This window comes from Azospirillum sp. CT11-132 (assembly GCF_047302835.1).
Taxonomy (GTDB): domain Bacteria; phylum Pseudomonadota; class Alphaproteobacteria; order Azospirillales; family Azospirillaceae; genus Azospirillum.
This window is the reverse complement of record NZ_JBGLZA010000008.1, coordinates 394,658-416,938: the sequence shown is the minus strand read 5'-3', so window position 1 is coordinate 416,938 and position 22,281 is coordinate 394,658. Positions and strand designations below refer to the sequence as shown.

The window sequence follows — 22,281 nt, the reverse complement described above, 5'->3', positions numbered from 1 at the left end:
TGTGGCCGGAGTGACGCAGCTCCCTATTTCTTCGGCAGGGTGTGCGGACAGCCGGCGGTGCGGTCCTTCTCGCCGGTGTAACGGGTCAGCATGTGCGCGCCCGCCTTGCCGATGAAGGTGGCGGTGTAGACGAGCGGCTCGGTTTCGCTGCCGTTGTGCTGCTGGTGAAGCGTGCCGGGCTGAATTTCCACCACGACGCCGGGTTTCAACTCCACGTCCGGCTTGCCGTCGATGGACAGACGCCCGCTTCCGCTCACCACCTCCATCATCTCGTCGATGTCGTGCTTGTGCCGGTGGGCGTCGGACCCGGGCGGGACCGTCAGCTTTTCCACCATGCGCAAGGTTCCCGGCAGGCCCGGAACCGGGGCCGGCGGCAGCAGGACCGTGCAGCTCACCGCCATCGGCTGGGTGGGCGATGGAGTCGAAGACGTATCGGTCGCCGCCACCGCGGGCATCGCCACGGACGACAGGAGAAGGCCGGCAGCGGACAACAGACGGAACATCATGAAGGGTGCTTCCCGATCCGTAGGAGATTGGAGGGTCGAAGGCGGCAGCGATGCGATACTGCATGCGAATCGTTGCACCACCGTCCCGATCCTGTCAAAGCCGACGTGCCCCGATGCGGCGGCACCGGACCCGGAGCGCGGCCGACGTTCTAACCGCGCCGGCCGTGCTATGGTCGGGGCTATCGACCCCTTCGCCGGGCCTGAGCGTCCAACCGTCATGAGGAAAGATTACACAATGTCGAACATCGCCCCGAAAACGGCAATCGTCACCGGCGCCACCTCCGGCTTCGGCGATGCCATCGCCCGGCGGCTGGTCGCGGAAGGTTGGCGGATCGTCGCCACCGGCCGGCGCCAGGATCGGCTTGATGCCCTGGTCGAGGCGCTGGGCGGGCCGGCGGTGGTCCACCCGCTGTGCTTCGACATCCGCGACGAGGAGGCGACCCGCGCCGCGCTGGAGTCGCTGCCGCAGGAGTTCGCCGACATCTCCGTCCTGGTCAACAATGCCGGTCTGGCGCTCGGTACCGCGGCGGCGCAGGACTGCGACCTGGAGCAGTGGCGGACGATGATCGACACCAACGTCACCGGGCTGGTGACGATCACCCGGCTGCTGCTGGCCCGGCTGATCGCCCAGCGCGGGCTGATCGTCAATCTCGCCTCCGTCGCCTCCAACTGGCCCTATCCCGGCGGCAACGTCTATGGCGGCACCAAGGCCTTCGTCCGGCAATTCTCGCTCGGCCTGCGCAGCGACCTGTCGGCCCAGGGCGTGCGCGTGACCTCCATCGAGCCCGGTCTGGCGGAAAGCGAATTCACCCTGGTGCGCACCGGCGGCAACAAGGACGCCTACGACGCGCTCTATGCCGGCGCCAACCCGCTGCAGCCGGAGGACATCGCCGAGACGGTGCGCTGGGTGGTCTCCCTGCCGCCGCACGTCAACATCAACAGCGTCGAGATCATGCCGGTGAGCCAGTCCTGGGCGCCGTTCAAGATCCACCGCGACACGCCGGCCTGAGGCCGGGCCCGCAGGACCGGACGGCGGCGGGCGATCCGGTCAGGACCCACGCGGTTCGTCCAGCCAGTCCTCGCACCGCAGGCCCGCCACACGGTCGAACTCGCCAAGATTACCCGTGATCACGACGAGTCCGCGGCTGCGCGCATGGCCGGCGATCATCAGATCATACGGGCCGATCACGCAGCCCCGGCGCTCCAGATCGGCCCGGATGTCCCCGTAATGTCCGGCCGCCTCGTCGTCGAAGGGCAGCACCTCCAGTCGGGCGGTCAGCCGTTCGACCTCCCGGCGTTTCTCGGCCGGGTGGTCGGATTTGGCCGCACCGTGCAGAAGTTCCGCCAGCGTCACCGTCGAGATGCACAGGCCGTCCGCCTCCGCATTGAACCTGACGCGGGCACTCTGTGGACGGTCGCGCAGGACGCGGATACAGACATTGGTGTCCAGCATGTAGCGCAGCATCACCACGCCTCGCGTTCCTGCATCTCCGGCTGGTCGCGGTCGGGGAAAGCGATGCCGGGAGACTGGAAGAAATCGTCCCACACGCTATCGGCCGGCACGATCAGCCGCCGCGCGCCATCACGCAGGATGACCACCTCGCGGACATGCGCAGGAAACGACACGTCCTTGGGCAGACGAACGGCCTGAGTGCGGTTGGACTGGAACAGGGACGTCCGGACCGTCATGGCGCACCTCCATTGTATATCCCCATCGTATATCCCCGCTGTTTGCGCGTCAAGAAACCGATGTCCCGGCACGCGGTCACCACAGCCGACGCAGATTGTTGCGCCACCGCAGATATATTAGTATGCATTAACCCCGGCCAAGGTCCCGCGCCGGCACTCTCATACCGGAACGCGCCTGCCCCACCATGCCCCTTGCCTTCCATATGATGCCGCTCGTCGGCACGATCCTGCTGCTCGCCTCCCGCCGTGTCAGCCTGCTGTTCGCCGGGATCGTCGGCATGGCGCTGGCGCTCGTCACGATGGTCGTCACCATGGCCGCGGCCCAGCCGTCGGCCGGCCCGGTGCTGGGGATGGTGCTCATGGGGGCGGCAACCAAGGCGGGGGAAGGCGCGTGGCTGGCATGGCACGCGATGTCGATCATCGCCGCCGGACTGCTGTTCCACCGCGCCTTCGAGGCGCGCGGCGCCCGGTCCGCCGCGGTCGCGCAGGAGAACCGCCGGCGCGCCGTCTTCGTCGCCTGCTTCCTGGTCGGCCCCTTCGCGGAGTCGGTGACCGGCTTCGGCGTCGGGCTGGTGGTCGCCCTCGCCATGCTGCGCACCATCGGGCTGCCGCCGGTGCAGTCCGCGGCACTCGGCCTGTTCAGTCAGGTGCTGGCCGCCTGGGGCGCGATGGGCGTCGGCACCCGGGTCGGGGCCGAGTTGATCGGCGTGTCCTTCACCGAACTCGGAACGGCCAGTGCCCTGCTGATGGCGGTGGTTCTGCCCTGTCTTCTGCCGGTGTTCTGGGGGCTGATCCATTCCTCCGGGCTGCGCTCCAGCTTTGCCGACCGGGTGTCGGACGTTGCGCTCCTTCTTTGTTTGGCCGGGCTGATCTGGCTCACCAACCTGTTAGTCGCGCCGGAACTGGGCGGCGGGCTGGCGACCGGTCTGCTGTTGCTGGTGGTGGAGGGGCCGCGCCTGCTGCGCAGCGGCATCCGCGTCCGCGATCTGGTCGGGCGGCTCTGGCCTTACGGGCTGCTGATCGCTGCGCTGATGGCGACCCGCCTGCTGCCGCCGCTGTCGGACTGGACCGGGCGGTGGCTGGTGCTCGACCCGTTCAACGGCCTCGCTCCGCTGGCGCTGCTGCGCCATCCGGCGACATGGCTGGTGCTGATCGCCGGCATCCTGCTGTCCGGCCTCTCGTCGACCGAGGCCGGGAAGGTGGTTCGGACTTCCCTGCGCGCCGCCCTGGTGCCGATGGCGGCCACGCTGGTCTTCGTCGAGTTCGCCACCTTCATGGCCGCGTCCGGCGGGGCGGCGATGTTCGGCGAGGCCTGGCGCGAGGCGGCTGGACGCTTCGCCGTGTTGGCCAGCCCGATTTTCGGCGCCGCCGCCGGGATGCTGACCGGCTCCAACACCGCATCCAACGCCCTGATGATGCACATCCAGTTGAGCCTCGCCGCCGAAAGCGGCCTGCCGTCGATGCTGATCGCGGCGATCCAGACCGTGTCGGGAAGCATCTGCACCATGCTCACCCCCGGCCGCATCGTGCTGGCCGCCGGTCTTGTCGGGCTGGAGCGGTCGGAGGGAGCGATCTACCGCCGCGCCCTGCCGATCGGGCTGGCGACCGTTCTCGCCCTGCTCGCCGTCATCGTTGTGATGGCCGGCGTCAAGGCTCAGGGCCTGGTTTAACCACCCCGCTCAGGCGAACCGCTTCGCCCCGGCAACGCACAGCACGACCAGCCCGGCGGCGGCGATCATGGTCCAGGCCACCGGCTCGCCCAGCAGCAGCCCGGCCAGGATCAGGCCGAAGGCGGGCTGGAGCAGCTGCAGCTGCCCGACACCGGCGATGCCGCCCAGCGCCAGCCCGCGATACCAGAAGACGAAGCCCACCAGCATGCTGAACACCGAAACATAGCCGAGCCCGATCCAGGCCGGCGCCGCGATGCCGGTCCAGTCGTCCGGCATGGTCGCCAGCGCCGCCACAGCCATCGCCGGCAGCGCCAGCAGCAAGGCCCACGAGATCACCTGCCAGCCGCCCAGCCGGCGCGACAAGGCCGCCCCCTCGGCATAGCCCAGTCCACAGAGCAGGATCGCCAGAACCATCAGCAGGTCGCCGGCCAGCGACGCGCCGCCGCCCTGCCACAGGGCGAAACCGGCGACGGTCAGGCTTCCCGCCGTTGCGAACAGCCAGAAGGCGGGGCGTGGCCGCTCCCTGGCCCGCAGCACCCCGAACAGGGCGGTGGCGAGCGGCAGCAGGCCGATGAAGACGATCGACTGCGCCGACGTGATGTGCTGGAGCGCCAATGCGGTCAGCAGCGGAAAGCCGGCGACGACGCCCAGCGCCACGATGGCGAGCGAGGGCAGGTCGCGGCGCGCCGGCCGTACCTGCCGCAGCAGCGCCAGCAGCGCCGCCGCCAGGGCCGCCGCGATCACCGCCCGCGCCGCCGTCAGGAACAGCGGCGTGAAGCTGCCGACCGCAACCCGCGTCGCCGGCAGCGACCCGCTGAAGATGAGCACGCCGAGCAGCCCGCTGCCCCATCCCGCCGCCCCTTGTCCCTCTGTCGACCGTCGCATCCCGTCTTCCTTTTCTGCCTCCGACTTCGCACCGCGATGCTAGCGCGATGGATGCTGGCGGCGACAGCGACAGTCCAATACAATTCCGCCGAACTGTACTGGTTTACAGAGCAGTACACCTTCCTGTGGTGGAGCCATGACGGGCAGAACGGGCACGCGAACCGGCGAGGTGATGGACGCGATCCGCCGCAGGATGGCGAGCCGCACCCTGTCGCCGGGGGAAAAGCTGCCCTCGATCCGCAGCTTCGCCGCCACCATGGGCGTGTCGGCCTCGACCGTGGTGGAGGCCTACGACCGGCTGGCGGCGGAAGGCGTGATCCGGTCGCGGCCGGGGTCCGGCTTCTATGTGGCCGGCGCCACGCCGCCGCTGGCCTTGGCCGAGGCGGAGCCACGGCTCGACCGCGCCATCGATCCCTTCTGGGTGTCGCGGCAGTCGCTGGATGCCGGGGCCGACATGCTGAAGCCGGGATGCGGCTGGCTGCCGGCCGACTGGATGCCGAACGCGGCGATCCGCCGGGCGATCCGCCAGCTCGCGCGCGCCGACGACGGGCTGCTGGCGGATTATGGCGGCACGCGCGGATCGCTGCCGCTGCGCCGGCTGCTGGCGCGCCAGTTCGCCGACGAAGGGATGGCGGCGGGCGCCGACCAGATCCTGCTGACCGCCTCGGGAACCCAGGCCATCGACCTGATCTGCCGCTTCCTGCTGCGGCCGGGCGACACGGTGCTGGTCGACGACCCGTGCTATTTCAATTTCCAGGCCCTGTTGCGCGCCCATCAGGCGCGGGTGGTCGGCGTGCCCTATACCCGAACCGGTCCGGACACCGACCTGTTCGCCCAGGCGCTGGCGACGCACCGGCCACGCCTCTACATCACCAACTCGGCGCTCCACAACCCGACCGGCGCGACGATGACGCCGCAGACCGCCCACCGGCTGCTCTGCGCCGCCGCAGCCCATGATCCTGCCGCCGATACCCTCACCATCGTCGAGGACGACATCTTCGCCGGCTTCGAGCCGGAGCCGTCACCCCGCCTCGCCGCCCTCGACGGGCTGGCCCGCGTCATCCGGATCGGCAGCTTCTCCAAGACGCTGTCCGCCTCGATCCGCTGCGGCTACATCGCGGCGCGGCCGGAGTGGGTGGAGGCGCTGGTCGATCTGCAGGTGGCGACGAATTTCGGCGGCCCCAGCCCGGCCGCGGCCGAACTCGTCCTTGCGACCTTGAACGACGGCAGCTATCGCAAGCATCTCGACGGTCTCCGCCGCCGACTGGCGCGGCTTCGGCGCGAGACGGCCAACCGGCTGGAAGCGCTCGGCCTGCGGCCATGGCTGATGCCGCGCGGCGGCTTCTATCTCTGGTGCGGCCTGCCGGACGGGCTTGACGCCGCCGACGTCGCCCGCGCCGCCCTCCGTGACAACGTCGTGCTCGCCCCCGGCAACGTGTTCAGCGTCTCGCGATCGGCATCCGGGTTTCTGCGCTTCAACGTCGCCCAGATGGGTGACCCGCGCGTCTTCGAGGCTTTGGGACGGGCGATGGCGAATACTCCCTCTCCCCCCCGGGGAGAGGGTCGGGGTGAGGGGGATGCACATACTGGATTTTTGGAAGAGTGCCGCCGCGCGCCCCCCTCACCCTAACCCTCTCCCCGGGGGGGAGAGGGGACCTTCCCCACCGCCTTGTGCAGCGCCTGCAGCAGCGTGTCGATCCGGTAGGGCTTCGACAGCACGGCGATGCCTTCGGTGCGCGCCACATCCTCGCTGTAGCCGGTGGTCAGCACCACCGGCAGGCCGGGGCGCAGGATCGCCGCATCGCGGCTGAGGTCGATGCCGCTCAGCCGGCCCGGCATCACCACGTCGGAAAAGAGCAGGTCGATCCGCTCGTCGCCGGCCAGCAACGGCAGCGCCTCGTCGGCGGAGCCGGCGCGCAGAACGGTCCAGCCGCTTTCCTCCAGCGCCGCCGCGACGGAGGAGGCGACGACCGGATCGTCCTCCACCATCAGCACCCGCGCACCCGTGATGAACGGCCCGGCCACGTCGGCGGAAACGTCGGCGGAAACGGCCGGCGCCCGCGGCACCCGCGCCGTGGCGCGCAGCAGCAGGACGATGCGGGTTCCCTCCCCCGGCCGGCTTTCGATCCAGACGGTGCCGCCCGCCTGCCGAGCCAGCCCATAGACCTGCGCCAGACCGAGGCCGGAGCCCTTGCCGACCTCCTTGGTGGTGAAGAAGGGGTCGAACGCCTTCGCCGCCACCTCCGGCGCCATTCCCGTCCCGGTGTCGGCGACCGTCAGACGCAGGAACCGCCCCTCCAATCCCTCCCCATTCAATCCTGACGCATCGCCGGGACCGAGCGTCAGGTTCTCCGCCTCGATGGACAGCGTACCCCCCTCCGGCATCGCGTCGCGCGCGTTCACCGCCATGTTGATGAGGGCGAGTTCGAACTGCGTCGGGTCCGCCTCGATCGGGCGGAGGCCGGGGGCGAAGCGGGTTTCCAGCCGGATGTCGGCGCGCATGGCGCGTTCCAGCAATCCGGCCATGCCGAGCACGCGGTCGCGCACGTCGATCGGCTCCTGGCGCAGGCTGTTTCGGCGGGCGAAGCCCATCAACTGCTGCACCAGCTTGGCGCCACGGTCGACCGCCTGCATGCCCGCCTCCAGCAGCGGCGCCAGCTTCGGCTCGGCGCTGCGGCGGCCGATCATGGTCAGGCAGCTGCTGAGCGCCTGGAGCAGGTTGTTGAAGTCATGCGCCACGCCGCCGGTCAGCTGGCCGATCGCCTCCATCTTCTGCGCCTGACGCAGCTGATCCTCGGCCCGGCGCAGCGCCGCCTCGGAGTCCTTGCGCGCCGTCACGTCGCGTCCCACCGCGTGGATGAAGCGGTCGTCCGGCACCGCGGTCCAGGAGATCCAGCGATAGGATCCGTCCTTGTGGCGATAGCGGTTCTCGAACCGCAGGGTGGTCAGGCCCGATTTCAGCCGGCCGACCTCCGCCACGGTCGCCGCGCGGTCGGCGGGATGGATGAATTTGAGGAAATCCGCGTTCTGCAGCTCCGCCTCGTCCCAGCCGAGCAGGGTTGTCCAGGCCGGGTTGACCGCGGTCATCGTGCCGTCGAACCGGGCCACCAGCATGACGTCGGTGGACAGCCGCCACATGCGGTCGCGGTCGGCGGTCCGCTCCGCTACGCGCTGCTCCAGCGTCGCATTCAGCGCGCGCAGTGCGTCTTCGGCGCATTTGCGGTCGGTGATGTCGTAGCAGGCGCCGAGAATCCGCGTCTCCTCGCCGTCCCGGCCTCCCATGACCGCCTGCGCCCGCCGGGCGATCCAGCGCTCCGCCCCACTGTCCGGCCGATTGATGCGGTATTCGACATAGCCCAGCCCATCCGTCGGCACCTGTCCGGGCCGCAGCGTGTTCAGATTGGGCCGATCATCCGGGTGGATCAGGGCGACCAATTCCTCCAGCCGCACCAGCGGGCGTTCCCCGATGCCCCACAGCCGGCAGAATTCGGGCGACACCGCCAGCATGCCGTCGGCGCGCAGTTCGAAGGTGCCGATCCCGCCGGCATCCTGGGCGATGTGCAGCCGCTGCTGGCTCTCGCGCAGCGCCTCCTCCGTCCGCTTCATGCCCGTCACGTCGCTGCCCTGGACGAACAGGCCCATGACCTGACCCTGGTCGTCGCGGATCGGCTGGAGGACGAAGGTGACGAAACGCTCCTCCAGCGGCGCGCCGGGCCGCCGGGCGATCCGCGCCGGCATCCCCTCGCCGACGAAGGGCTCCCCCGCCGCATAAACCTGATCGGCCAGTTCGAAGAAGCCCTGGCCGACGATCTCCGGCAGCGCTTCCCGCGCCGGTTTGCCGATGATGTCGCGGCGGCCGATCAGGTCGAAATAGGCGTCGTTCGCCATCTCGAAGACATGGTCGGGCCCGCGCCAGACATACATGAAGCCCGGCGCCTGCCGGAACAGCGCCCGCAGCCGCTCGCCCTCCGCCCGCAGCCGTTCGTTGGCGCGCCGCACCTCCTCTTCCGTCCGCACGCGCTCCACCGCCGACGTCGTCTCGGCGACGATGCAGAGGAAGCCGCCGGTCCGCCCGGCCTCATCGGCGATCGGCGTGTAGGAGAAGGTGAAATAGCAATCCTCGGCCGCTCCGTGCCGCACCAGCGGGATGCGCAAATCCTCTTGCAGCAACGGCTCGCCGTCATAGACGCGGCGGACGAGGTCACGGACCTGCGGCCAGGCGTCGGGCCAGACCTCGCTCATCGGCCGGCCCAGCGCCTGCGGGTGACGGGGTCCGAGAATGTTCAGATAGGCGTCGTTGTAGAGGAAGGTGACGTCCGCTCCCCAGCCGATGAACATCGCCTGCCGCGACCGCAGCATCAGACGGACCGTGGCGCGCAGGTCCTGCGGCCAGCCCTCCATCGCGCCGAGCGGCGTGGCCGCCCAGTCATGGCCGTGCATGAGCGAACCCATCTCTCCCGCCCCGGTCGGAAAGACGGGCGGAGAATCCCCGGCCGGTAGAGGCCTCACCGGCGCCGTCCGGCGCCGGCAGGAAGCGGATAACCTTGGACGTTCATCAATACGGTCGGGTGATCGGAGTCGAATGGACAGCTTATCCCATGCCGACGGAGCATTGTGATAGCTGTCCAATCGTCAGCCCACCGTCCGCCGGCCCGCGACCGCGTGGTAAATCCACAGGACGACGATGGCGCCGAAGATGGCGACCAGAATGCTCCAGATGTTGAAGCCGGTGATCCCGGCGCCGCCGATGATGCTCACGAGGAAGCCGCCGACCAGCGCGCCGACGATTCCCAGCACGATGTCCATCATGACACCCTGGCCCGAATTGTTCACGATCTTGGAGGCGATGAAGCCCGCGATCAGGCCCAGGATGATCCAAGCGATGATACCCATGGCCGTTACTCCTTTGCGGTGAGTGGTCGTTGGTGTCGGCTGCCGCCGTATCGCCTCCACAGAACGTTGATTTCCGAACCGAGGAGGATCACCAGCCCGGCGATGTAGAGCCAGAGCATCAGCGTGATGACCGCGCCGATGCTGCCGTAGGTGGCGTCGTAATCGGCGAAATGGCCGGCATAGAGCGAGAAGCCCAGCGAGGCGGCGATCAGCAGGGCGGCGCCGACCACGCTGCCGGGGGTGATGAAGACGAAGCGCTCCCTGACGTTCGGGCCATAGCGGTAGATCACCGCCAAGCCCAGCAGCAGGGCCAGGACGATGACGACCCAGCGGAAGGTCGCGAAAAACGTCAGCAACAGGCCGGAAAAGCCGTACCGGTCGCCGATCCAGTCCTGCAGGATGCCGCCCAGCACGATCAGCGAGAAGGCGCCGATCACCAGCACTTCGAACAGAAGGCTCAATCCCAGCGCCACCAGCCGGGCGTGCAGGAAACTCCGCGCCTCCTTCACGTCATAGGTGATGTTGAGCTGCTGCATCACGGCATACATGCCGGTGGTGGTCGCCCACACCGTTCCCAGCAGGCCGAAGGACAGCAACCCGCCGCGCCGCTCCCCCGTCACCTGCCCCACCACGTCGCGGACCATGCCGGACGCCTGATCGGGCAGCGCCTGCCCCAGCAGATCCATGATCGCCCGATCCACATTGTCGATGGGCAGATAGGGGATGATGCTCATCGTCGCGATCAGCGCCGGGAACAGGGCGAGCGTCAGGTAGAAACCGAGTGCGGCGGCTCCGTTGAAGACATTGTCCTCGGTCGTCGCGCGATAGAGGTCCCGGAGGAAGCGTCCGGGCGAGACCCCACTGAGCATGGCGGGCTTTCCCTGGTGGGGGGAGGCCCCGCAGCGACCGTGCCGCGGGGCCTCGTCGCCTCAGCTCTTGCCCTTCAGGGCGTCCTTGACGCCGCCGACGGCACTCTCGGCCTTGCCCTTCGTCTTGTCGGCCGCGCCTTCGGCCTTCATCTTCTCGTCGCCGGTGACCTCGCCGACGCCCTTCTTGATGCTGCCCTTGGCCTTGTCCATGGCGCCTTCAGTGCGATTCTTATCCATGACGTCCTCCTGATTTCGGGGGGCGGCCGGGGATGAAGCCGGCCGTCGTCACAACAACCGCCGAGCGGAGGTATCGTTACGGTCAGAGCGGCTGTGACGTCGCCAGCGGCGGCGATTCCGCCGCCTCTCCGGCCAATTCCCTGGCCGGCGCCGTCGCCAACGCCGTTTGCAGATACTCCAGGAACGCCCGCTCGGCGCGGTTCGGTTTGGCTTGGTCGTTCCAGATCAGGTGGACGTTGACCGGCGCGATGCCTTCGTAGGGCGGCAGTTCCCACAGCAGCCCGTCATCGACGTCGCGGGCGGCGATGTGTTCCGGCAGCGGGCCGATGCCGAGGCCGCAGAGAATCATGCGCCGCACCTCCTCCAGATTGGCGGACGACGCGACGACACGGCCGGCGAACCCCTCCCGCGCGCGGAACAGGGTCAGCGGCGACAGGGCGCCGTCGATCTGGTCGGAGGTGAAGGAGACGAAATTCTCGTGCCGCAGTTCGGCGATGTCGATGTCGTGCTGGCCGAACAGGCGGAATCCGGGGCCGCAATAGAGCCGGTAGGTCTGGCGCAGGAAGATCTGGCTGGACAGGCCGGGGATCGGTTCGCGGAGCAGACAGATCGCCATCGCGCCGACCCGCTGCTGCAACGCGATGTGCGCGTCGGCCGACGCCATCACGTCGATGCGGAAGGTCACCTGCGGGTACATCCGGTGGAACTCCCGCAGCGAGCGGTCGAGCAGCGGGGTCTGGATCCGGCTGGTCATCAGGATATGGACATGGCCGCTGATCTCGTCCTTGGCGTCGCGCACCAGGGCGCCCAGCCGGGACACGGTGGCATGGATCGACACCGCCTCGTCATAGACCTGCTCGCCGGCGGCGGTGACGGCGAAACGTCCGGGGCCGCGGTCGATCAGGGTGCGGCCAAGCTGTTCCTCCAGCCGTTTCAGCGCGAGGCTGACCGCCGGCTGCGTCAAAAACAGGCGGACCGCAGCCTTGGTGAAGCTCCCTTCCTGCACGATCACCATGAATGTGCGCAGCAGGTTCCAGTCCATCTGCTGGCCCAGACGGGCCAATGCCTGCCGTTCCGCCTCGCTTTCCATCAACGCCCTGCCTTCTTCATCGGTGCCCGATTCCGGTGCATCCCTGCCGCCGCCCAAATTCTACGCACATGATCGTGCTGTGAGCAACTGCGGCATAAATCAGATTCATGGGCAAAATGAAAAATGCTTATTTGCCTGATCGATTTGTTCGTCGCCTAATCGACACATGGCGACCCTCAAACATCGCCAAACCGGACACTGCATAACGCGCCGATATGGCGGCCATATCCATTGGGGATAGGCTGCGACGCCACTGCCTCGTCTTTTTCCACCAGCCTGCGCAGTCCTGCTGCAATGGCGAAGAGGATTCTGAATGACACGAGATACGGCCGACCGTCTCGACCATGCGTTGCCGGACACCGGCCTGCGCGCCGCGATCCTGGAAGCCGCCGACGCGGCGCAGGGCGGGTGCGTGTCGCATCTGACCGACCTCGTCCGCCAGCCCTCGCTGCTGGGGGAGGAGGCCGGGGCGCAGGCGCTGATGGCCGACCGCTTCGCCGCGCTGGGGCTGGAGGTCGACCGCTTCGACATCGACGAGCAGGCGATCTCCCGCATGCCCGGCTTCTCGCCGCCGGTTCTCCCCGGCGCCTATGCCGGGCGCGAGAATGTCGTCGGCGTGCACAAGCCGCGTGAGGCGAAGGGCCGCTCGCTGATCCTGAACGGCCACATCGACGTCGTGCCGGCCGGCCCGGCGGAGCTGTGGACCACCCCGCCCTTCGAGCCGCGCATCGCCGACGGTCGCCTCTACGGCCGCGGCGCCGGCGACATGAAGGCCGGCATCGCCGCCTACACCGCCGCCTTCGCCGCCCTGCGCACGCTGGGCTACCAGCCGGCCGCCCCGGTCTATCTGCAGTCGGTGATCGAGGAGGAGTGCACCGGCAACGGCGCTCTCGCCTGCCTGCATCGCGGCTACCGCGCCGACGCCGCCGTGATCCCGGAGCCGTTCAACCACTCCATCTCCATCGCCCAGGTCGGGGTGATGTGGCTGCGGCTGGTGCTGACCGGCACGCCGGCCCATGTGCTGGACACCTCGGCGGGTGTGAACGCCATCGAGGCGGCCTATGCCCTGGCCGCCCATCTGAAGGCGCTGGAGGTGCGGTGGAACGAGCCGTCCTGCCGCCACCCCGCCTTCTGTGGCCATGCCCATCCCGTCAACGTCAATCTCGGCCGGATCGAGGGCGGTGAGTGGCCGTCGTCAGTCCCGACGCGCTGCGCGCTCGACCTCCGGCTCGGCTTCTTCCCCGGGCAGGAGCCGGAGGCGGTCCGCGCCGAGGTCACCCGGGCGGTGGAGCTGGCGCGCTCCAACGACCCGGCCCTTTCCGGCGTCGGCATCGAACTGCAGTGGAACGGCTTCCAGGCCGCCGGCTGCGAGATCGACCCGGCCCATCCGCTGGTCACCATGCTGGCCGACAGCCATCGCGCCGTGCGCGGCGGCGATCCGGAACTGGTGGCGCTGACCTGCACCACCGACGCCCGCTTCTTCCAGCTCTATGGCGACACGCCCGCCACCTGCTACGGGCCGGAGGCGACGCGCATCCACGGCATCGACGAGTCGGTGTCGCTGGACAGCCTGCGCGACGTGACCCGCGTGCTGGCGCTGTTCATCGCCGGCTGGTGCGGCCTGGAACCCGTTTGACCTCCAATCCCGACGAGACCCGCCCGATGATCGCCGAGACGCTGACCGCCACCGCCGCCCACGCCCCCCGTACCAGCCATACCTATTCCGACGTGGAGTGGAAGGTGCGCACCGATCTGGCCGCCGCCTACCGGCTGTTCGACCGGCTGGGCATGACCGACCTGATCTACACCCACATGTCGGCGCGGATCCCCGACACGCCCGACCATTTCCTGATCAACCCCTATGGCCTGATGTTCCACGAGGTCACGCCCGACAACCTCGTGAAGGTCGACATCGACGGCAATCTGGTGGATGGGCGCGACGGCGACGCCATCAACCCCGCCGGCTTCACCATCCACAGCGCGGTGCACCACGCCCGCCCGGACGTCGGCGCGGTCATCCACTTGCACACCGATGCCGGCATGGCGGTCAGCGCCCAGGCCGACGGGCTGCTGCCGATCACCCAGCATTCGCTGCGCTGGTACAACCGCATCGCCTACCACACCTACGAAGGCATCGCTTTGGATCTGGCCGAGCGGGAGCGGCTGGTCGCCGATCTCGGCAGCCACCACAGCATGATCCTGCGCAACCACGGCCTGCTGACCGCCGGCCAGGACGTCGCCGAGGCGGCGGTGCTGATGTACTACCTGGAGCAGGCCTGCAAGCAGCAGATCATGGCGATGGCCGGCGGCCGTCCGCTGATCTATCCGTCGCCGGAGGTCTGCGAGCATACGGCGCAGCAATATGAACGCGCCTATCCCCGCGCCGGCGTCCTGGAATGGGACGCGCTGCTGCGCTGGCTGGACAGCACGTCCGGGCCGGTGGGGCCGCGGTGAAGCACAGGCGATTGCCCCCTCCCCGACCCTCCCCCGCTTCGCGGGAGAGGGTGCCTTACCCGAAGCGGCGGCAGTCCCCTCCACCGCCAAAGGCGGGGGAGGGTTAGGGAGGGGGCACTCGAAGCCGACACCTTCCCAACAAAAAACACCGACACGACAGGGTCGCAAACCACACCGACACACTTCTGGAGACGAGGACACCCGATGACCAGACGCCTTACCGGTATCCCCGCCAGCTTCCAACGCGGTTTCACCCGCGGGTTCCACCGCGCCGCCGCCGCCGGCCTGCTGGCCGCGGCACTCGCCATTCCCGGCACGGCGGCGCTCGTCGCCGCCCCGGCCATGGCCCAGGAGACGCCGGTCCGCGGCGGTGTCCTCAATTCCATCGTGCAGCCGGAACCGCCGACCCTGATGCTGGGCCTGAACCAGCAGGGTCCGACCCAGACCGTCGCCGGCAAGATCTATCAGGGCCTGCTGACCTACGATCAGAAGCTGAACCCGATGCCGTCGCTGGCCAAGAGCTGGACGATTTCGCCGGACGGGCTGACCTACACCTTCAAGCTGTTCGAGAACGTCAAGTGGCACGACGGCAAGCCCTTCACCGCCAATGACGTGGTCTTCACCACCTCCAAGTTCCTGATGGAGGTCCACCCGCGCGCCCGCGCCGTCTTCAGCCGCTGCGAATCGATCACGGCGCTGGACGATCACACCGTCGAATTCAAGCTGAAGGAACCCTTCCCGGCCTTCATCCAGGCCTTCGAAGTGTCGTCGGCCCCGATCGTGCCGGCCCACCTCTATGAGGGCAGCGATTACCGCGCCAACCCGGCCAACAACACCCCCATCGGCACCGGCCCGTTCAAGCTGAAGGAATGGGTGAAGGGCAGCTATATCCAGCTCGTGCGCAACGAGGATTACTACAAGGAAGGCCTGCCCTATCTCGACGGCATCACCTTCCGCGTGATCCCGGACGCCGCCAGCCGCTCGCTGGCGCTGGAAAGCGGTCAGGTGCAGCAGACCCAGTACAGCGACCTGGAACCCTTCGAGGTTCCGCGCATGAAGGCGCTGCCCAACCTGACCATGACCACCGCCGGCTACGAGTTCGTGGCGCCGCTGTCGTGGCTGGAGATCAACCACCGCGTCAAGCCGCTGGATGACAAGCGCTTCCGCAAGGCCATCGCCTACGCCATCGACCGCAAGTTCATCCGCGACAAGATCTGGTTCGGTCTGGGCCGCGTGCCGACCGGTCCGATCAATTCGGTCGTCAAGTTCTACGACCCGAAGGTCACCACCTACGAGCCCGATCTTGCCAAGGCCAAGGCCCTGCTGGACGAGATGGGCCTGAAGCCCGACGGCAAGGGCGTGCGCGCCACCGTCAAGATCATGCCGATGCCCTATGGCGAGACCTGGACCCGGCTGGGCGAGTATCTGAAACAGGCGCTCGGCAAGGTCGGCATCGCCGTGGTGCTGGAAAGCACCGACGCCGCCGGCTGGAACCAGCGCGTCGCCAACTGGGACTACGAGATCACCACCAACTTCGTCTACCAGTACGGCGATCCGGCGCTGGGCGTGGCCCGCACCTACATCTCGTCGAACATTCGCAAGGGCGTGATGTTCTCCAACACCATGGGCTATTCCAACCCGAAGGTGGACGAACTGTTCGCGAAGGCCTCGCAGGAGATCGACCCGGCCAAGCGCCAGGAGCAGTACAGCGAGGTCCAGCGCATCCTGTCCGACGAGCTGCCGGTCGTGTGGCTGCTGGAAATGGAATTCCCGACCTTCCTCGACAAGCGGGTGAAGAACGCCAACACGACGGCCATCGGTGTCAACGACACCTATGAGAGCGTCTGGCTGGCGAAGTAGTCGCCCGATTTCCTCAAGGATCCCCTCTCCCCCCCGGGGAGAGGGTTAGGGTGAGGGGGACGCGCGGCGGCCCCTCCCCGAGAATCCACGCTGTGCCTCCCCCTCACCCCGACCCTCTCCCCGGGGGGAGAGGGGGAATCTTCGCTTATGCGACAGCGCGGCAATTGAAATAGGACCACGCCCATGCTGGGATTCGCCCATCTCTTCGCGAGCCGCCTGGTCAAGGCCGCCGCGATCCTGATCGCCATCGTGGTGATGAACTTCTTCCTCGTCCACGCCGCCCCCGGCGACCCGGCCATGGTGATGGCGGGCGAGGCGGGGGCCGCCGACGAAAAGTTCGTGACGCAGCTGCGCGAGCAGTTCGGGCTCGACCGGCCGCTCTACGAACAGCTCGGCACCTATGTCGGCAAGATCGTGCAGGGCGATCTCGGCTTCTCCTACCGGCAGCAGCGGCCCGTCTGGGACATTCTGGCGGAACGGCTGCCGGCCACGCTGGTGCTGACGCTGACCGCCTTCCTGCTGGCGCTGGCGCTGGGCGTGGCGCTCGGCACGCTGGCGGCGATCACCGTCGGCACCTGGGCCGACAGTGCAATCACAATCGTGGCACTCCTGGCCTACGCCACGCCGATCTACTGGATCGGGCTGATGCTGAGCCTGTTCTTCTCCATCCAGCTGGGATGGCTGCCGGCCTTCGGCTACGAGACCATCGGCGCCGGCTATACCGGCCTCGCCCATGTCGCGGACGTGGCGGTCCACCTGATCCTGCCGGTCATCACGCTGGCGCTGTTCTACATGGCGAGCTACGCCCGCCTGACCCGCGCCTCGATGCTGGAGGTGCGCAGCCTCGACTTCGTCAAGACCGCCAAGGCCAAGGGGCTGACGCAGAGCCGCATCGTCACCCGCCACGTCCTGCGCAACGCCATCCTGCCGGTCATCACCGTGGCCGGCATCCAGGCCGGGCAGCTTGTCGGCGGGTCGATCCTGATCGAGACGGTGTTCGCCTGGCCCGGCATCGGCCGGCTGGCCTTCGAGGCGGTGCTGCAGCGCGACTATCAGGTGCTGCTGGGCATCTTCCTGGTCACGTCGATCATGGTGATCCTGTTCAACATCCTGACCGACATCCTCTACGGCCTCGTCGATCCGCGTATCCAGGTGTCGCAATGATGAAATCCGATTTCTGGCGGGCTTTCGCCCGCAACAAGGGCGCGGTCCTGGGGCTGGTGATCCTGCTCGCCATCGTCGTGCTGGCCGTCTTCGCCTCCGTCCTGTTCCCCGGCGATCCGTGGGACATGGCGACCGCCCCCTTCCAGCCGCCGCTGTCCGACGACGCACTGCTCGGTTCCGACATGCTGGGCCGCGACATCGCGTCGGGCATCGCCCACGGGGCGCGGGTGTCGCTGCTGATCGGCCTGACCTCGACCGCCGCCGCTCTCGCCATCGGCGTCACGCTGGGGGCGCTGGCCGGCTTCCACGGCGGCAAGGTGGACGACGCCATCATGCGCTTCACCGAGCTGTTCCAGACCATCCCCAACTTCGTGCTGGCCGTGGTGCTGGTCGCCATCTTCACCCCCAGTCTGACCACCATCGTGCTCGCCATCGCCATCGTCAGCTGGCCGCCGCTGGCCCGCTTGGCCCGCGCCGAGTTCCTCAGCCTGCGCACCCGCGAGTTCGTCCAGGCCGCCATCACCACCGGCCAGAGCAACACCACCATCATCCTGCGCCAGATCCTGCCCAACAGCCTGTCGCCGATCATCGTTTCGGCCTCGCTGATGGTGGCGACCGCCATCCTGCTGGAAAGCTCGCTCAGCTTCCTCGGCCTCGGCGACCCGAACGCCATGAGCTGGGGCTACATGATCGGCGCCGCCCGCACGGTGATCCGGCAGGCCTGGTGGATGAGCGTCTTCCCCGGCCTCGCCATCGTGCTGACCGTGCTGGCGCTGAACCTCGTCGGCGAGGGGCTGAACGACGCCCTGAACCCGAAGCTCGCCCGGTCGCGGGGGTGATCCGATGAGCCAGTTCGAACTGTTGCGCACCTCCGTGGAGACCGCCGCCATGAACACCCCCCTGCTGGATGTGCGCGGCCTCAGCATCGCGCTGCCGCCGGGCGCCGACCGCCCGCTGGCGGTGGACAATCTGACCTTCACCCTGAACCCCGACGAGATCCTCTGCGTGGTCGGCGAGTCCGGCTCCGGCAAATCGATGACCGCGCATGCGATGATGGGTCTGCTGCCCGCCCCCCATGTGCGCGTCGCCGGCGGCAGCCTGCTGTTCAAGGGCAAGGACGTGCTGACCATGCCGGAGGCGGAGCAGCGCAGCCTTCGCGGCGGCCGCATCGCCATGGTGTTCCAGGAGCCGATGACCGCGTTGAACCCGCTGATGCGGGTCGGCCGCCAGATCGGTGAGAGCTTGCGCGAGCACACCGACCTGCCCGCCCCGGCGCGCCGCGCCCGCGTGGTGGAGCTGCTGGCCCAGGTCGGCCTGCCCAACCCGGCCGAACTGGCCGAGGCCTATCCCTTCCGCCTGTCGGGCGGCCAGCGTCAGCGCGTGATGATCGCCATGGCATTGGCCTGCCAGCCCGACATCCTGATCGCCGACGAGCCGACCACGGCGCTGGACGTCACCACCCAGAAGCAGATCCTCGACCTGATCCGCGCGATCCAGGCCGAACGCCACATGGGCATGATGTTCATCACCCACGACTTCGGCGTGGTGGCGGAGATCGCCCACCGGGTGGCGGTGATGCGCCACGGCAAGCTGGTGGAATACGGCCCGGCCTCCGAGGTGCTGAACCGGCCGCAGCATCCCTACACCCGGCAGCTGATCGCCTCCGTCCCGCATTACATCGAACACCGCGACGACCATGCCAAGGCGGGCGCCCCGCTGCTGGTCGCCGACAAGGTGCGCAAGGTCTTCCATGTCGGCGGCGGCCTGTTCAAGAAGTCCAAGGAAGTCGTGGCCGGCGACGACCTGTCGCTGACCATCCATCCCGGCGAAACCGTCGGTCTGGTCGGCGAATCCGGGTCCGGCAAATCGACGCTCGGCCGCTCCATCGTCGGCCTCATCAAGCCGGACTCGGGCCGCATCCTGTTCGAGGGCACCGATCTGCTGTCGCTCGACCGCAGGGGCTTCCGGCCCTATCGCCGGGCGGTGCAGATGGTGTTCCAGGACCCTTACGCCTCGCTGAACCCGCGTCACCGCGTCGGCGACATCGTGGCCCAGGGGCCGGTGGCCTTCGGCGAGGATAGGAGCAAGGCACTGACCCGCGCGCGGGAACTGCTGGCGATGGTCGGCCTCGACGGCTCCGCCGCCGACCGCTTCCCGCACGAGTTTTCCGGCGGCCAGCGCCAGCGCATCGGCATCGCCCGCGCGCTCGCCATGGAGCCGAAGCTGCTGGTCGCCGACGAGCCGGTCTCGGCCCTCGACGTCTCGGTCCAGGGGCAGGTTCTTGAGTTGCTGGACGACATCCGCAAGCGGCTGAACCTCGCCATGCTGTTCATCACCCACGATCTGCGGGTGGCCGCCCAGGTCTGCGACACCATCGCAGTGATGCGCCGCGGCAAGATCGTCGAGTTGGGCACGGCGCGTGAGGTGTTCACCCATCCGCGCGACGCCTACACCCGCAGCCTGCTCGAAGCCATTCCCGGCAAGGGTTGGCACATCCCGGACGACCTGCAGCAATCCCCAGCGGGAGCGCACTGAATGAAGGTTGCCATCATCGGGGCTGGTGCTGTCGGCGGTCTGCTGACCGCCCGGCTGGGTGCGACGGAGGCGGAGGTTACGTTGGTCGCCCGGCCGAACTCCGCCGCCGCCATCCGCCGCAACGGCCTGACCATGGTGACGCCGCTGAACCGCGTCGCCCGCCTGAACCCGCGCGTCACCGACGACAGCCTGTCGCTTGGGCCGCAGGATTTGGTGTTCCTCTGCGTCAAGTCGCATGCGCTGCGCGGCACCATCGACACGCTGACCCCGCTGCTGGGGCCGGAGACCGCCATCGTGCCGATGGTCAATGGCATCCCCTGGTGGTATCCGCACCGCCAGCCGGAGCCCTTGGCCGACCGGCCGCTCGCCAGCATCGATCCCGACGGGCTGCTGTGGCGCTCCATCGACCCCGACCGGGTGGTCGGCGCGACGACCTTCGTCGCGGTGGAGGGCGACGGTCCCTGCCGGCTGCGCCATGTCAGCGACCAGCGCTTCGTGTTCGGTGATATCGGGGGCGATGTGGCCGGCCGCGACAACCCGGCGGTGGACCGCATCGTGACGCTGTTCGGGCAGGCCGGGTTCCAGCCGGCGAAGACCGCCGACATCCGGCAGGCGATCTGGGTGAAGCTGTGGGGCAACCTCGCCTTCAACCCGCTGAGCGTGCTGACCGGATCGACGCTCGGCCGGCTGTGCAACGATCCCGGCACCCGGGAGACCGGCCGCGCCATGATGCTGGAGGCCAAGGCGGTGGCGGAGCGGCTGGGCGTGGTCTTCACCACCAGCGTCGACGAGCGCATCGCCATGGCCGCCGGCGTCGGCGACTTCAAGACCTCGATGCTGCAGGACTACGAGGCCGGCCGCCGGCTGGAGCTGGAGGCGATCCTCGGCTCGGTGATCGAGCTGGCGGAGCGCACCGGCGTGCATGTGCCGATGCTGCGCGCCGTGCTGGCGATGGTCGATCTGCGGGCACGGGAGCGGCGGGAGGTGGCGGCATAAGTGCCTCAACCGTCTGACTCTTGCCCCCACCCTAACCCTCCCCCGCTGGGCGGGGGAGGGGACCAAGCGCTTGTTCGAGAAGCGGCGGCAGTCCCTCCCCTGCGAAGCGGGGGAGGTTAGGTGGGGGCATCGCCAGCCGACACCTCCCCACTCCCCCAAGAAACCAACAAACACCCACCCGGAGCCACCATGTCCCTCCCCTCCAACCTGCCGATCGACGCCAACCGCCTGTGGGACAGCCTCGCCGAGATGGCGAAGATCGGCGCCACCGCAAAGGGCGGCAGCTGCCGCCTCGCTTTGTCGGACGAGGACAGGGCCGGCCGCGACCTGTTCGTCTCCTGGTGCGAGGCCGCCGGCTGCACCGTCAGCGTCGACCGCATCGGCAACATCTTCGCCCGCCGCAAGGGCGGTGACGACAGCCTGCCTCCGGTGGTGATGGGCAGCCATCTCGACACCCAGCCGACCGGCGGACGCTTCGACGGCGTGTTCGGCGTGCTGGCGGCGCTGGAGGTGGTGCGCTCGCTGAACGACCGCGGCGTGGAAACCCTGCACCCGGTCGAGGTCGCGGTCTGGACCAACGAGGAAGGCTCGCGCTTCTCGCCGCCGATGATGGGATCGGGCGTCGTCACCGGCGTCTTCACGCTGGAGGAGATCCTCGACAAGGTGGCGCAGGACGGCGCGCGGCTGGGCGACGAGCTGGTCCGCACCGGCTATGCCGGCGAGGCGCCGGTAGAGCACCCGATGCACGCCTATCTGGAGGCCCACATCGAACAGGGCCCGGTGCTGGAGGTCGAGGGCAAGGAGATCGGCGTCGTCACCGGCGCCCAGGGCCAGCGCTGGTACGAGGTGACGGTGACGGGTGTTGAGGCGCATGCCGGCCCGACGCCGATGCGCCTGCGCCGCGACGCGCTGGTTGCCGCCTCGGCCATGGTGCAGGCGGTGCAGCGCGTCGGGCTGGAGACCGCGGGCGATCCCTGCGCCACCGTCGGCATCCTCGACGTCCACCCGCATTCGCGCAACGTCATCCCCGGCCGCGTCTTCTTCACCGTCGACCTGCGCCATCCCAATGCCGACACGCTGGCCGACATGGACCGCCGCTTCCGCGCCGCCGTCGCTGCGATTTCCGAAGAGCATGGGGTAAGCGCCGAGATCGCCGATTTCTGGCACTTCCCGCCGACGCCCTTCGCCAAGCCGCTGGTCGACAGCGTGCGCGACGCCGCCGCCGGCTTCGGCTTCAGTCACCGCGACATCGTGTCGGGCGCCGGCCATGACGCGGTCTATGTGGCGGGCAAGGTGCCGACGGCGATGATCTTCATCCCCTGCGAGGACGGCATCAGCCACAACGAGGTCGAGAACATCTCCCCCGCCGACGGCGCCCGCGGCGCCGCCGTGCTGTTCGAAACACTGGTCGCCACGGCCGGACGGCCCTGAGC

At 68.6% G+C, this 22,281-nt stretch carries 20 protein-coding genes; 11 read left to right on the top strand and 9 right to left on the bottom strand.

Annotated features, from left to right (window positions below):
• Window positions 1–23: 23 nt before the first annotated feature.
• Window positions 24–506 carry a cupin domain-containing protein gene (locus ACCD06_RS30530; RefSeq protein ID WP_158281936.1) on the bottom strand — a complete coding sequence of 161 codons (483 nt, stop codon included), beginning with the start codon at window positions 504–506 and terminating at the stop codon, window positions 24–26.
• A 235-nt stretch (window positions 507–741) separates the two neighbouring features.
• Between ACCD06_RS30530 and ACCD06_RS30525 the strand changes: the two genes are divergently transcribed.
• Window positions 742–1,515: an SDR family NAD(P)-dependent oxidoreductase gene (locus tag ACCD06_RS30525; protein ID WP_109073197.1), complete on the top strand. Its 774-nt coding sequence runs from the start codon at window positions 742–744 to the stop codon at window positions 1,513–1,515.
• A 39-nt stretch (window positions 1,516–1,554) separates the two neighbouring features.
• Here the strand turns inward: ACCD06_RS30525 and vapC are convergent, their stop codons facing one another.
• Window positions 1,555–1,971, bottom strand: coding sequence for a type II toxin-antitoxin system tRNA(fMet)-specific endonuclease VapC (vapC, locus tag ACCD06_RS30520; RefSeq protein ID WP_109073198.1), 417 nt, complete (start codon window positions 1,969–1,971; stop codon window positions 1,555–1,557).
• On the bottom strand, window positions 1,971–2,195 hold the full coding sequence (gene vapB / locus ACCD06_RS30515) for a type II toxin-antitoxin system VapB family antitoxin (protein ID WP_136701964.1): 225 nt from the start codon (window positions 2,193–2,195) through the stop codon (window positions 1,971–1,973). Before vapB ends, vapC begins: the two co-directional genes overlap by 1 nt.
• Window positions 2,196–2,380: 185 nt before the next feature.
• Between vapB and ACCD06_RS30510 the strand changes: the two genes are divergently transcribed.
• Complete coding sequence (locus tag ACCD06_RS30510) at window positions 2,381–3,865, top strand: L-lactate permease (RefSeq protein WP_109073200.1); 1,485 nt, start codon at window positions 2,381–2,383, stop codon at window positions 3,863–3,865.
• Between the two features lie 9 nt (window positions 3,866–3,874).
• Here ACCD06_RS30510 and ACCD06_RS30505 read toward each other — a convergent pair whose 3' ends face one another.
• Window positions 3,875–4,750: a DMT family transporter gene (locus ACCD06_RS30505; protein ID WP_413345865.1), complete on the bottom strand. Its 876-nt coding sequence runs from the start codon at window positions 4,748–4,750 to the stop codon at window positions 3,875–3,877.
• Window positions 4,751–4,886: 136 nt separating this feature from the next.
• On the opposite strand from ACCD06_RS30505, the gene ACCD06_RS30500 reads away from it, so the two are divergent.
• Window positions 4,887–6,380, top strand: coding sequence for a PLP-dependent aminotransferase family protein (locus ACCD06_RS30500; protein ID WP_413345863.1), 1,494 nt, complete (start codon window positions 4,887–4,889; stop codon window positions 6,378–6,380).
• Here the strand turns inward: ACCD06_RS30500 and ACCD06_RS30495 are convergent.
• The 5 genes from ACCD06_RS30495 to ACCD06_RS30475 all read right to left on the bottom strand — a co-directional run bounded on the left by ACCD06_RS30495 (window position 6,377) and on the right by ACCD06_RS30475 (window position 11,839).
• Window positions 6,377–9,202, bottom strand: a complete 2,826-nt coding sequence (locus ACCD06_RS30495) for a PAS domain S-box protein (protein WP_413345861.1) — start codon at window positions 9,200–9,202, stop codon at window positions 6,377–6,379. The genes ACCD06_RS30500 and ACCD06_RS30495 overlap by 4 nt on opposite strands.
• 180 nt (window positions 9,203–9,382) lie before the next feature.
• Window positions 9,383–9,643 carry a GlsB/YeaQ/YmgE family stress response membrane protein gene (locus ACCD06_RS30490; protein ID WP_413345859.1) on the bottom strand — a complete coding sequence of 87 codons (261 nt, stop codon included), beginning with the start codon at window positions 9,641–9,643 and terminating at the stop codon, window positions 9,383–9,385.
• A gap of 5 nt (window positions 9,644–9,648) precedes the next feature.
• Entirely contained in the window at window positions 9,649–10,512 is an 864-nt protein-coding gene (locus tag ACCD06_RS30485) for a YihY/virulence factor BrkB family protein (protein ID WP_413345857.1), read from the bottom strand.
• Between the two features lie 60 nt (window positions 10,513–10,572).
• Window positions 10,573–10,749 carry a CsbD family protein gene (locus tag ACCD06_RS30480; RefSeq protein ID WP_136701967.1) on the bottom strand — a complete coding sequence of 59 codons (177 nt, stop codon included), beginning with the start codon at window positions 10,747–10,749 and terminating at the stop codon, window positions 10,573–10,575.
• An 82-nt stretch (window positions 10,750–10,831) separates the two neighbouring features.
• A complete protein-coding gene (locus ACCD06_RS30475) occupies window positions 10,832–11,839 on the bottom strand; it encodes a LysR family transcriptional regulator (RefSeq protein WP_109073206.1) in 1,008 nt (335 codons plus the stop codon).
• 313 nt (window positions 11,840–12,152) lie between these two features.
• Here ACCD06_RS30475 and ACCD06_RS30470 point away from each other — a divergent pair, with 313 nt between their 5' ends.
• From ACCD06_RS30470 to ACCD06_RS30435, 8 genes are all read left to right on the top strand, one after another.
• Entirely contained in the window at window positions 12,153–13,475 is a 1,323-nt protein-coding gene (locus ACCD06_RS30470) for a M20 family metallopeptidase (protein ID WP_413345855.1), read from the top strand.
• Between the two features lie 26 nt (window positions 13,476–13,501).
• Complete coding sequence (locus ACCD06_RS30465; RefSeq protein ID WP_413346215.1) at window positions 13,502–14,293, top strand: class II aldolase/adducin family protein; 792 nt, start codon at window positions 13,502–13,504, stop codon at window positions 14,291–14,293.
• 204 nt (window positions 14,294–14,497) lie between these two features.
• The gene (locus tag ACCD06_RS30460; RefSeq protein ID WP_413345853.1) at window positions 14,498–16,153 is read left to right on the top strand and encodes an ABC transporter substrate-binding protein; all 1,656 of its coding nucleotides are present in this window, start codon (window positions 14,498–14,500) and stop codon (window positions 16,151–16,153) included.
• 183 nt (window positions 16,154–16,336) lie between these two features.
• Window positions 16,337–17,317, top strand: coding sequence for an ABC transporter permease (locus ACCD06_RS30455; protein ID WP_413345851.1), 981 nt, complete (start codon window positions 16,337–16,339; stop codon window positions 17,315–17,317).
• Window positions 17,314–18,156, top strand: a complete 843-nt coding sequence (locus ACCD06_RS30450) for an ABC transporter permease (RefSeq protein ID WP_109073211.1) — start codon at window positions 17,314–17,316, stop codon at window positions 18,154–18,156. Before ACCD06_RS30455 ends, ACCD06_RS30450 begins: the two co-directional genes overlap by 4 nt.
• 4 nt (window positions 18,157–18,160) lie before the next feature.
• Window positions 18,161–19,852 (top strand): ABC transporter ATP-binding protein, encoded by a 1,692-nt coding sequence (locus tag ACCD06_RS30445; RefSeq protein ID WP_413345849.1) that lies wholly within the window; start codon window positions 18,161–18,163, stop codon window positions 19,850–19,852.
• Window positions 19,853–20,848, top strand: coding sequence for a ketopantoate reductase family protein (locus ACCD06_RS30440; protein ID WP_413345847.1), 996 nt, complete (start codon window positions 19,853–19,855; stop codon window positions 20,846–20,848).
• A gap of 189 nt (window positions 20,849–21,037) precedes the next feature.
• Complete coding sequence (locus ACCD06_RS30435; RefSeq protein WP_413345845.1) at window positions 21,038–22,279, top strand: Zn-dependent hydrolase; 1,242 nt, start codon at window positions 21,038–21,040, stop codon at window positions 22,277–22,279.
• Window positions 22,280–22,281 lie beyond the last annotated feature (2 nt).

Bases quoted from the DNA above. Each gene is read 5' to 3' on its own strand.
- ACCD06_RS30530 (WP_158281936.1), bottom strand. From the start codon at position 506: ATGATGTTCCGTCTGTTGTCCGCTGCCGGCCTTCTCCTGTCGTCCGTG.
- ACCD06_RS30525 (WP_109073197.1), top strand. From the start codon at position 742: ATGTCGAACATCGCCCCGAAAACGGCAATCGTCACCGGCGCCACCTCC.
- vapC (WP_109073198.1), bottom strand. From the start codon at position 1,971: ATGCTGCGCTACATGCTGGACACCAATGTCTGTATCCGCGTCCTGCGC.
- vapB (WP_136701964.1), bottom strand. From the start codon at position 2,195: ATGACGGTCCGGACGTCCCTGTTCCAGTCCAACCGCACTCAGGCCGTT.
- ACCD06_RS30510 (WP_109073200.1), top strand. From the start codon at position 2,381: ATGCCCCTTGCCTTCCATATGATGCCGCTCGTCGGCACGATCCTGCTG.
- ACCD06_RS30505 (WP_413345865.1), bottom strand. From the start codon at position 4,750: ATGCGACGGTCGACAGAGGGACAAGGGGCGGCGGGATGGGGCAGCGGG.
- ACCD06_RS30500 (WP_413345863.1), top strand. From the start codon at position 4,887: ATGACGGGCAGAACGGGCACGCGAACCGGCGAGGTGATGGACGCGATC.
- ACCD06_RS30495 (WP_413345861.1), bottom strand. From the start codon at position 9,202: ATGGGTTCGCTCATGCACGGCCATGACTGGGCGGCCACGCCGCTCGGC.
- ACCD06_RS30490 (WP_413345859.1), bottom strand. From the start codon at position 9,643: ATGGGTATCATCGCTTGGATCATCCTGGGCCTGATCGCGGGCTTCATC.
- ACCD06_RS30485 (WP_413345857.1), bottom strand. From the start codon at position 10,512: ATGCTCAGTGGGGTCTCGCCCGGACGCTTCCTCCGGGACCTCTATCGC.
- ACCD06_RS30480 (WP_136701967.1), bottom strand. From the start codon at position 10,749: ATGGATAAGAATCGCACTGAAGGCGCCATGGACAAGGCCAAGGGCAGC.
- ACCD06_RS30475 (WP_109073206.1), bottom strand. From the start codon at position 11,839: ATGGAAAGCGAGGCGGAACGGCAGGCATTGGCCCGTCTGGGCCAGCAG.
- ACCD06_RS30470 (WP_413345855.1), top strand. From the start codon at position 12,153: ATGACACGAGATACGGCCGACCGTCTCGACCATGCGTTGCCGGACACC.
- ACCD06_RS30465 (WP_413346215.1), top strand. From the start codon at position 13,502: ATGATCGCCGAGACGCTGACCGCCACCGCCGCCCACGCCCCCCGTACC.
- ACCD06_RS30460 (WP_413345853.1), top strand. From the start codon at position 14,498: ATGACCAGACGCCTTACCGGTATCCCCGCCAGCTTCCAACGCGGTTTC.
- ACCD06_RS30455 (WP_413345851.1), top strand. From the start codon at position 16,337: ATGCTGGGATTCGCCCATCTCTTCGCGAGCCGCCTGGTCAAGGCCGCC.
- ACCD06_RS30450 (WP_109073211.1), top strand. From the start codon at position 17,314: ATGATGAAATCCGATTTCTGGCGGGCTTTCGCCCGCAACAAGGGCGCG.
- ACCD06_RS30445 (WP_413345849.1), top strand. From the start codon at position 18,161: ATGAGCCAGTTCGAACTGTTGCGCACCTCCGTGGAGACCGCCGCCATG.
- ACCD06_RS30440 (WP_413345847.1), top strand. From the start codon at position 19,853: ATGAAGGTTGCCATCATCGGGGCTGGTGCTGTCGGCGGTCTGCTGACC.
- ACCD06_RS30435 (WP_413345845.1), top strand. From the start codon at position 21,038: ATGTCCCTCCCCTCCAACCTGCCGATCGACGCCAACCGCCTGTGGGAC.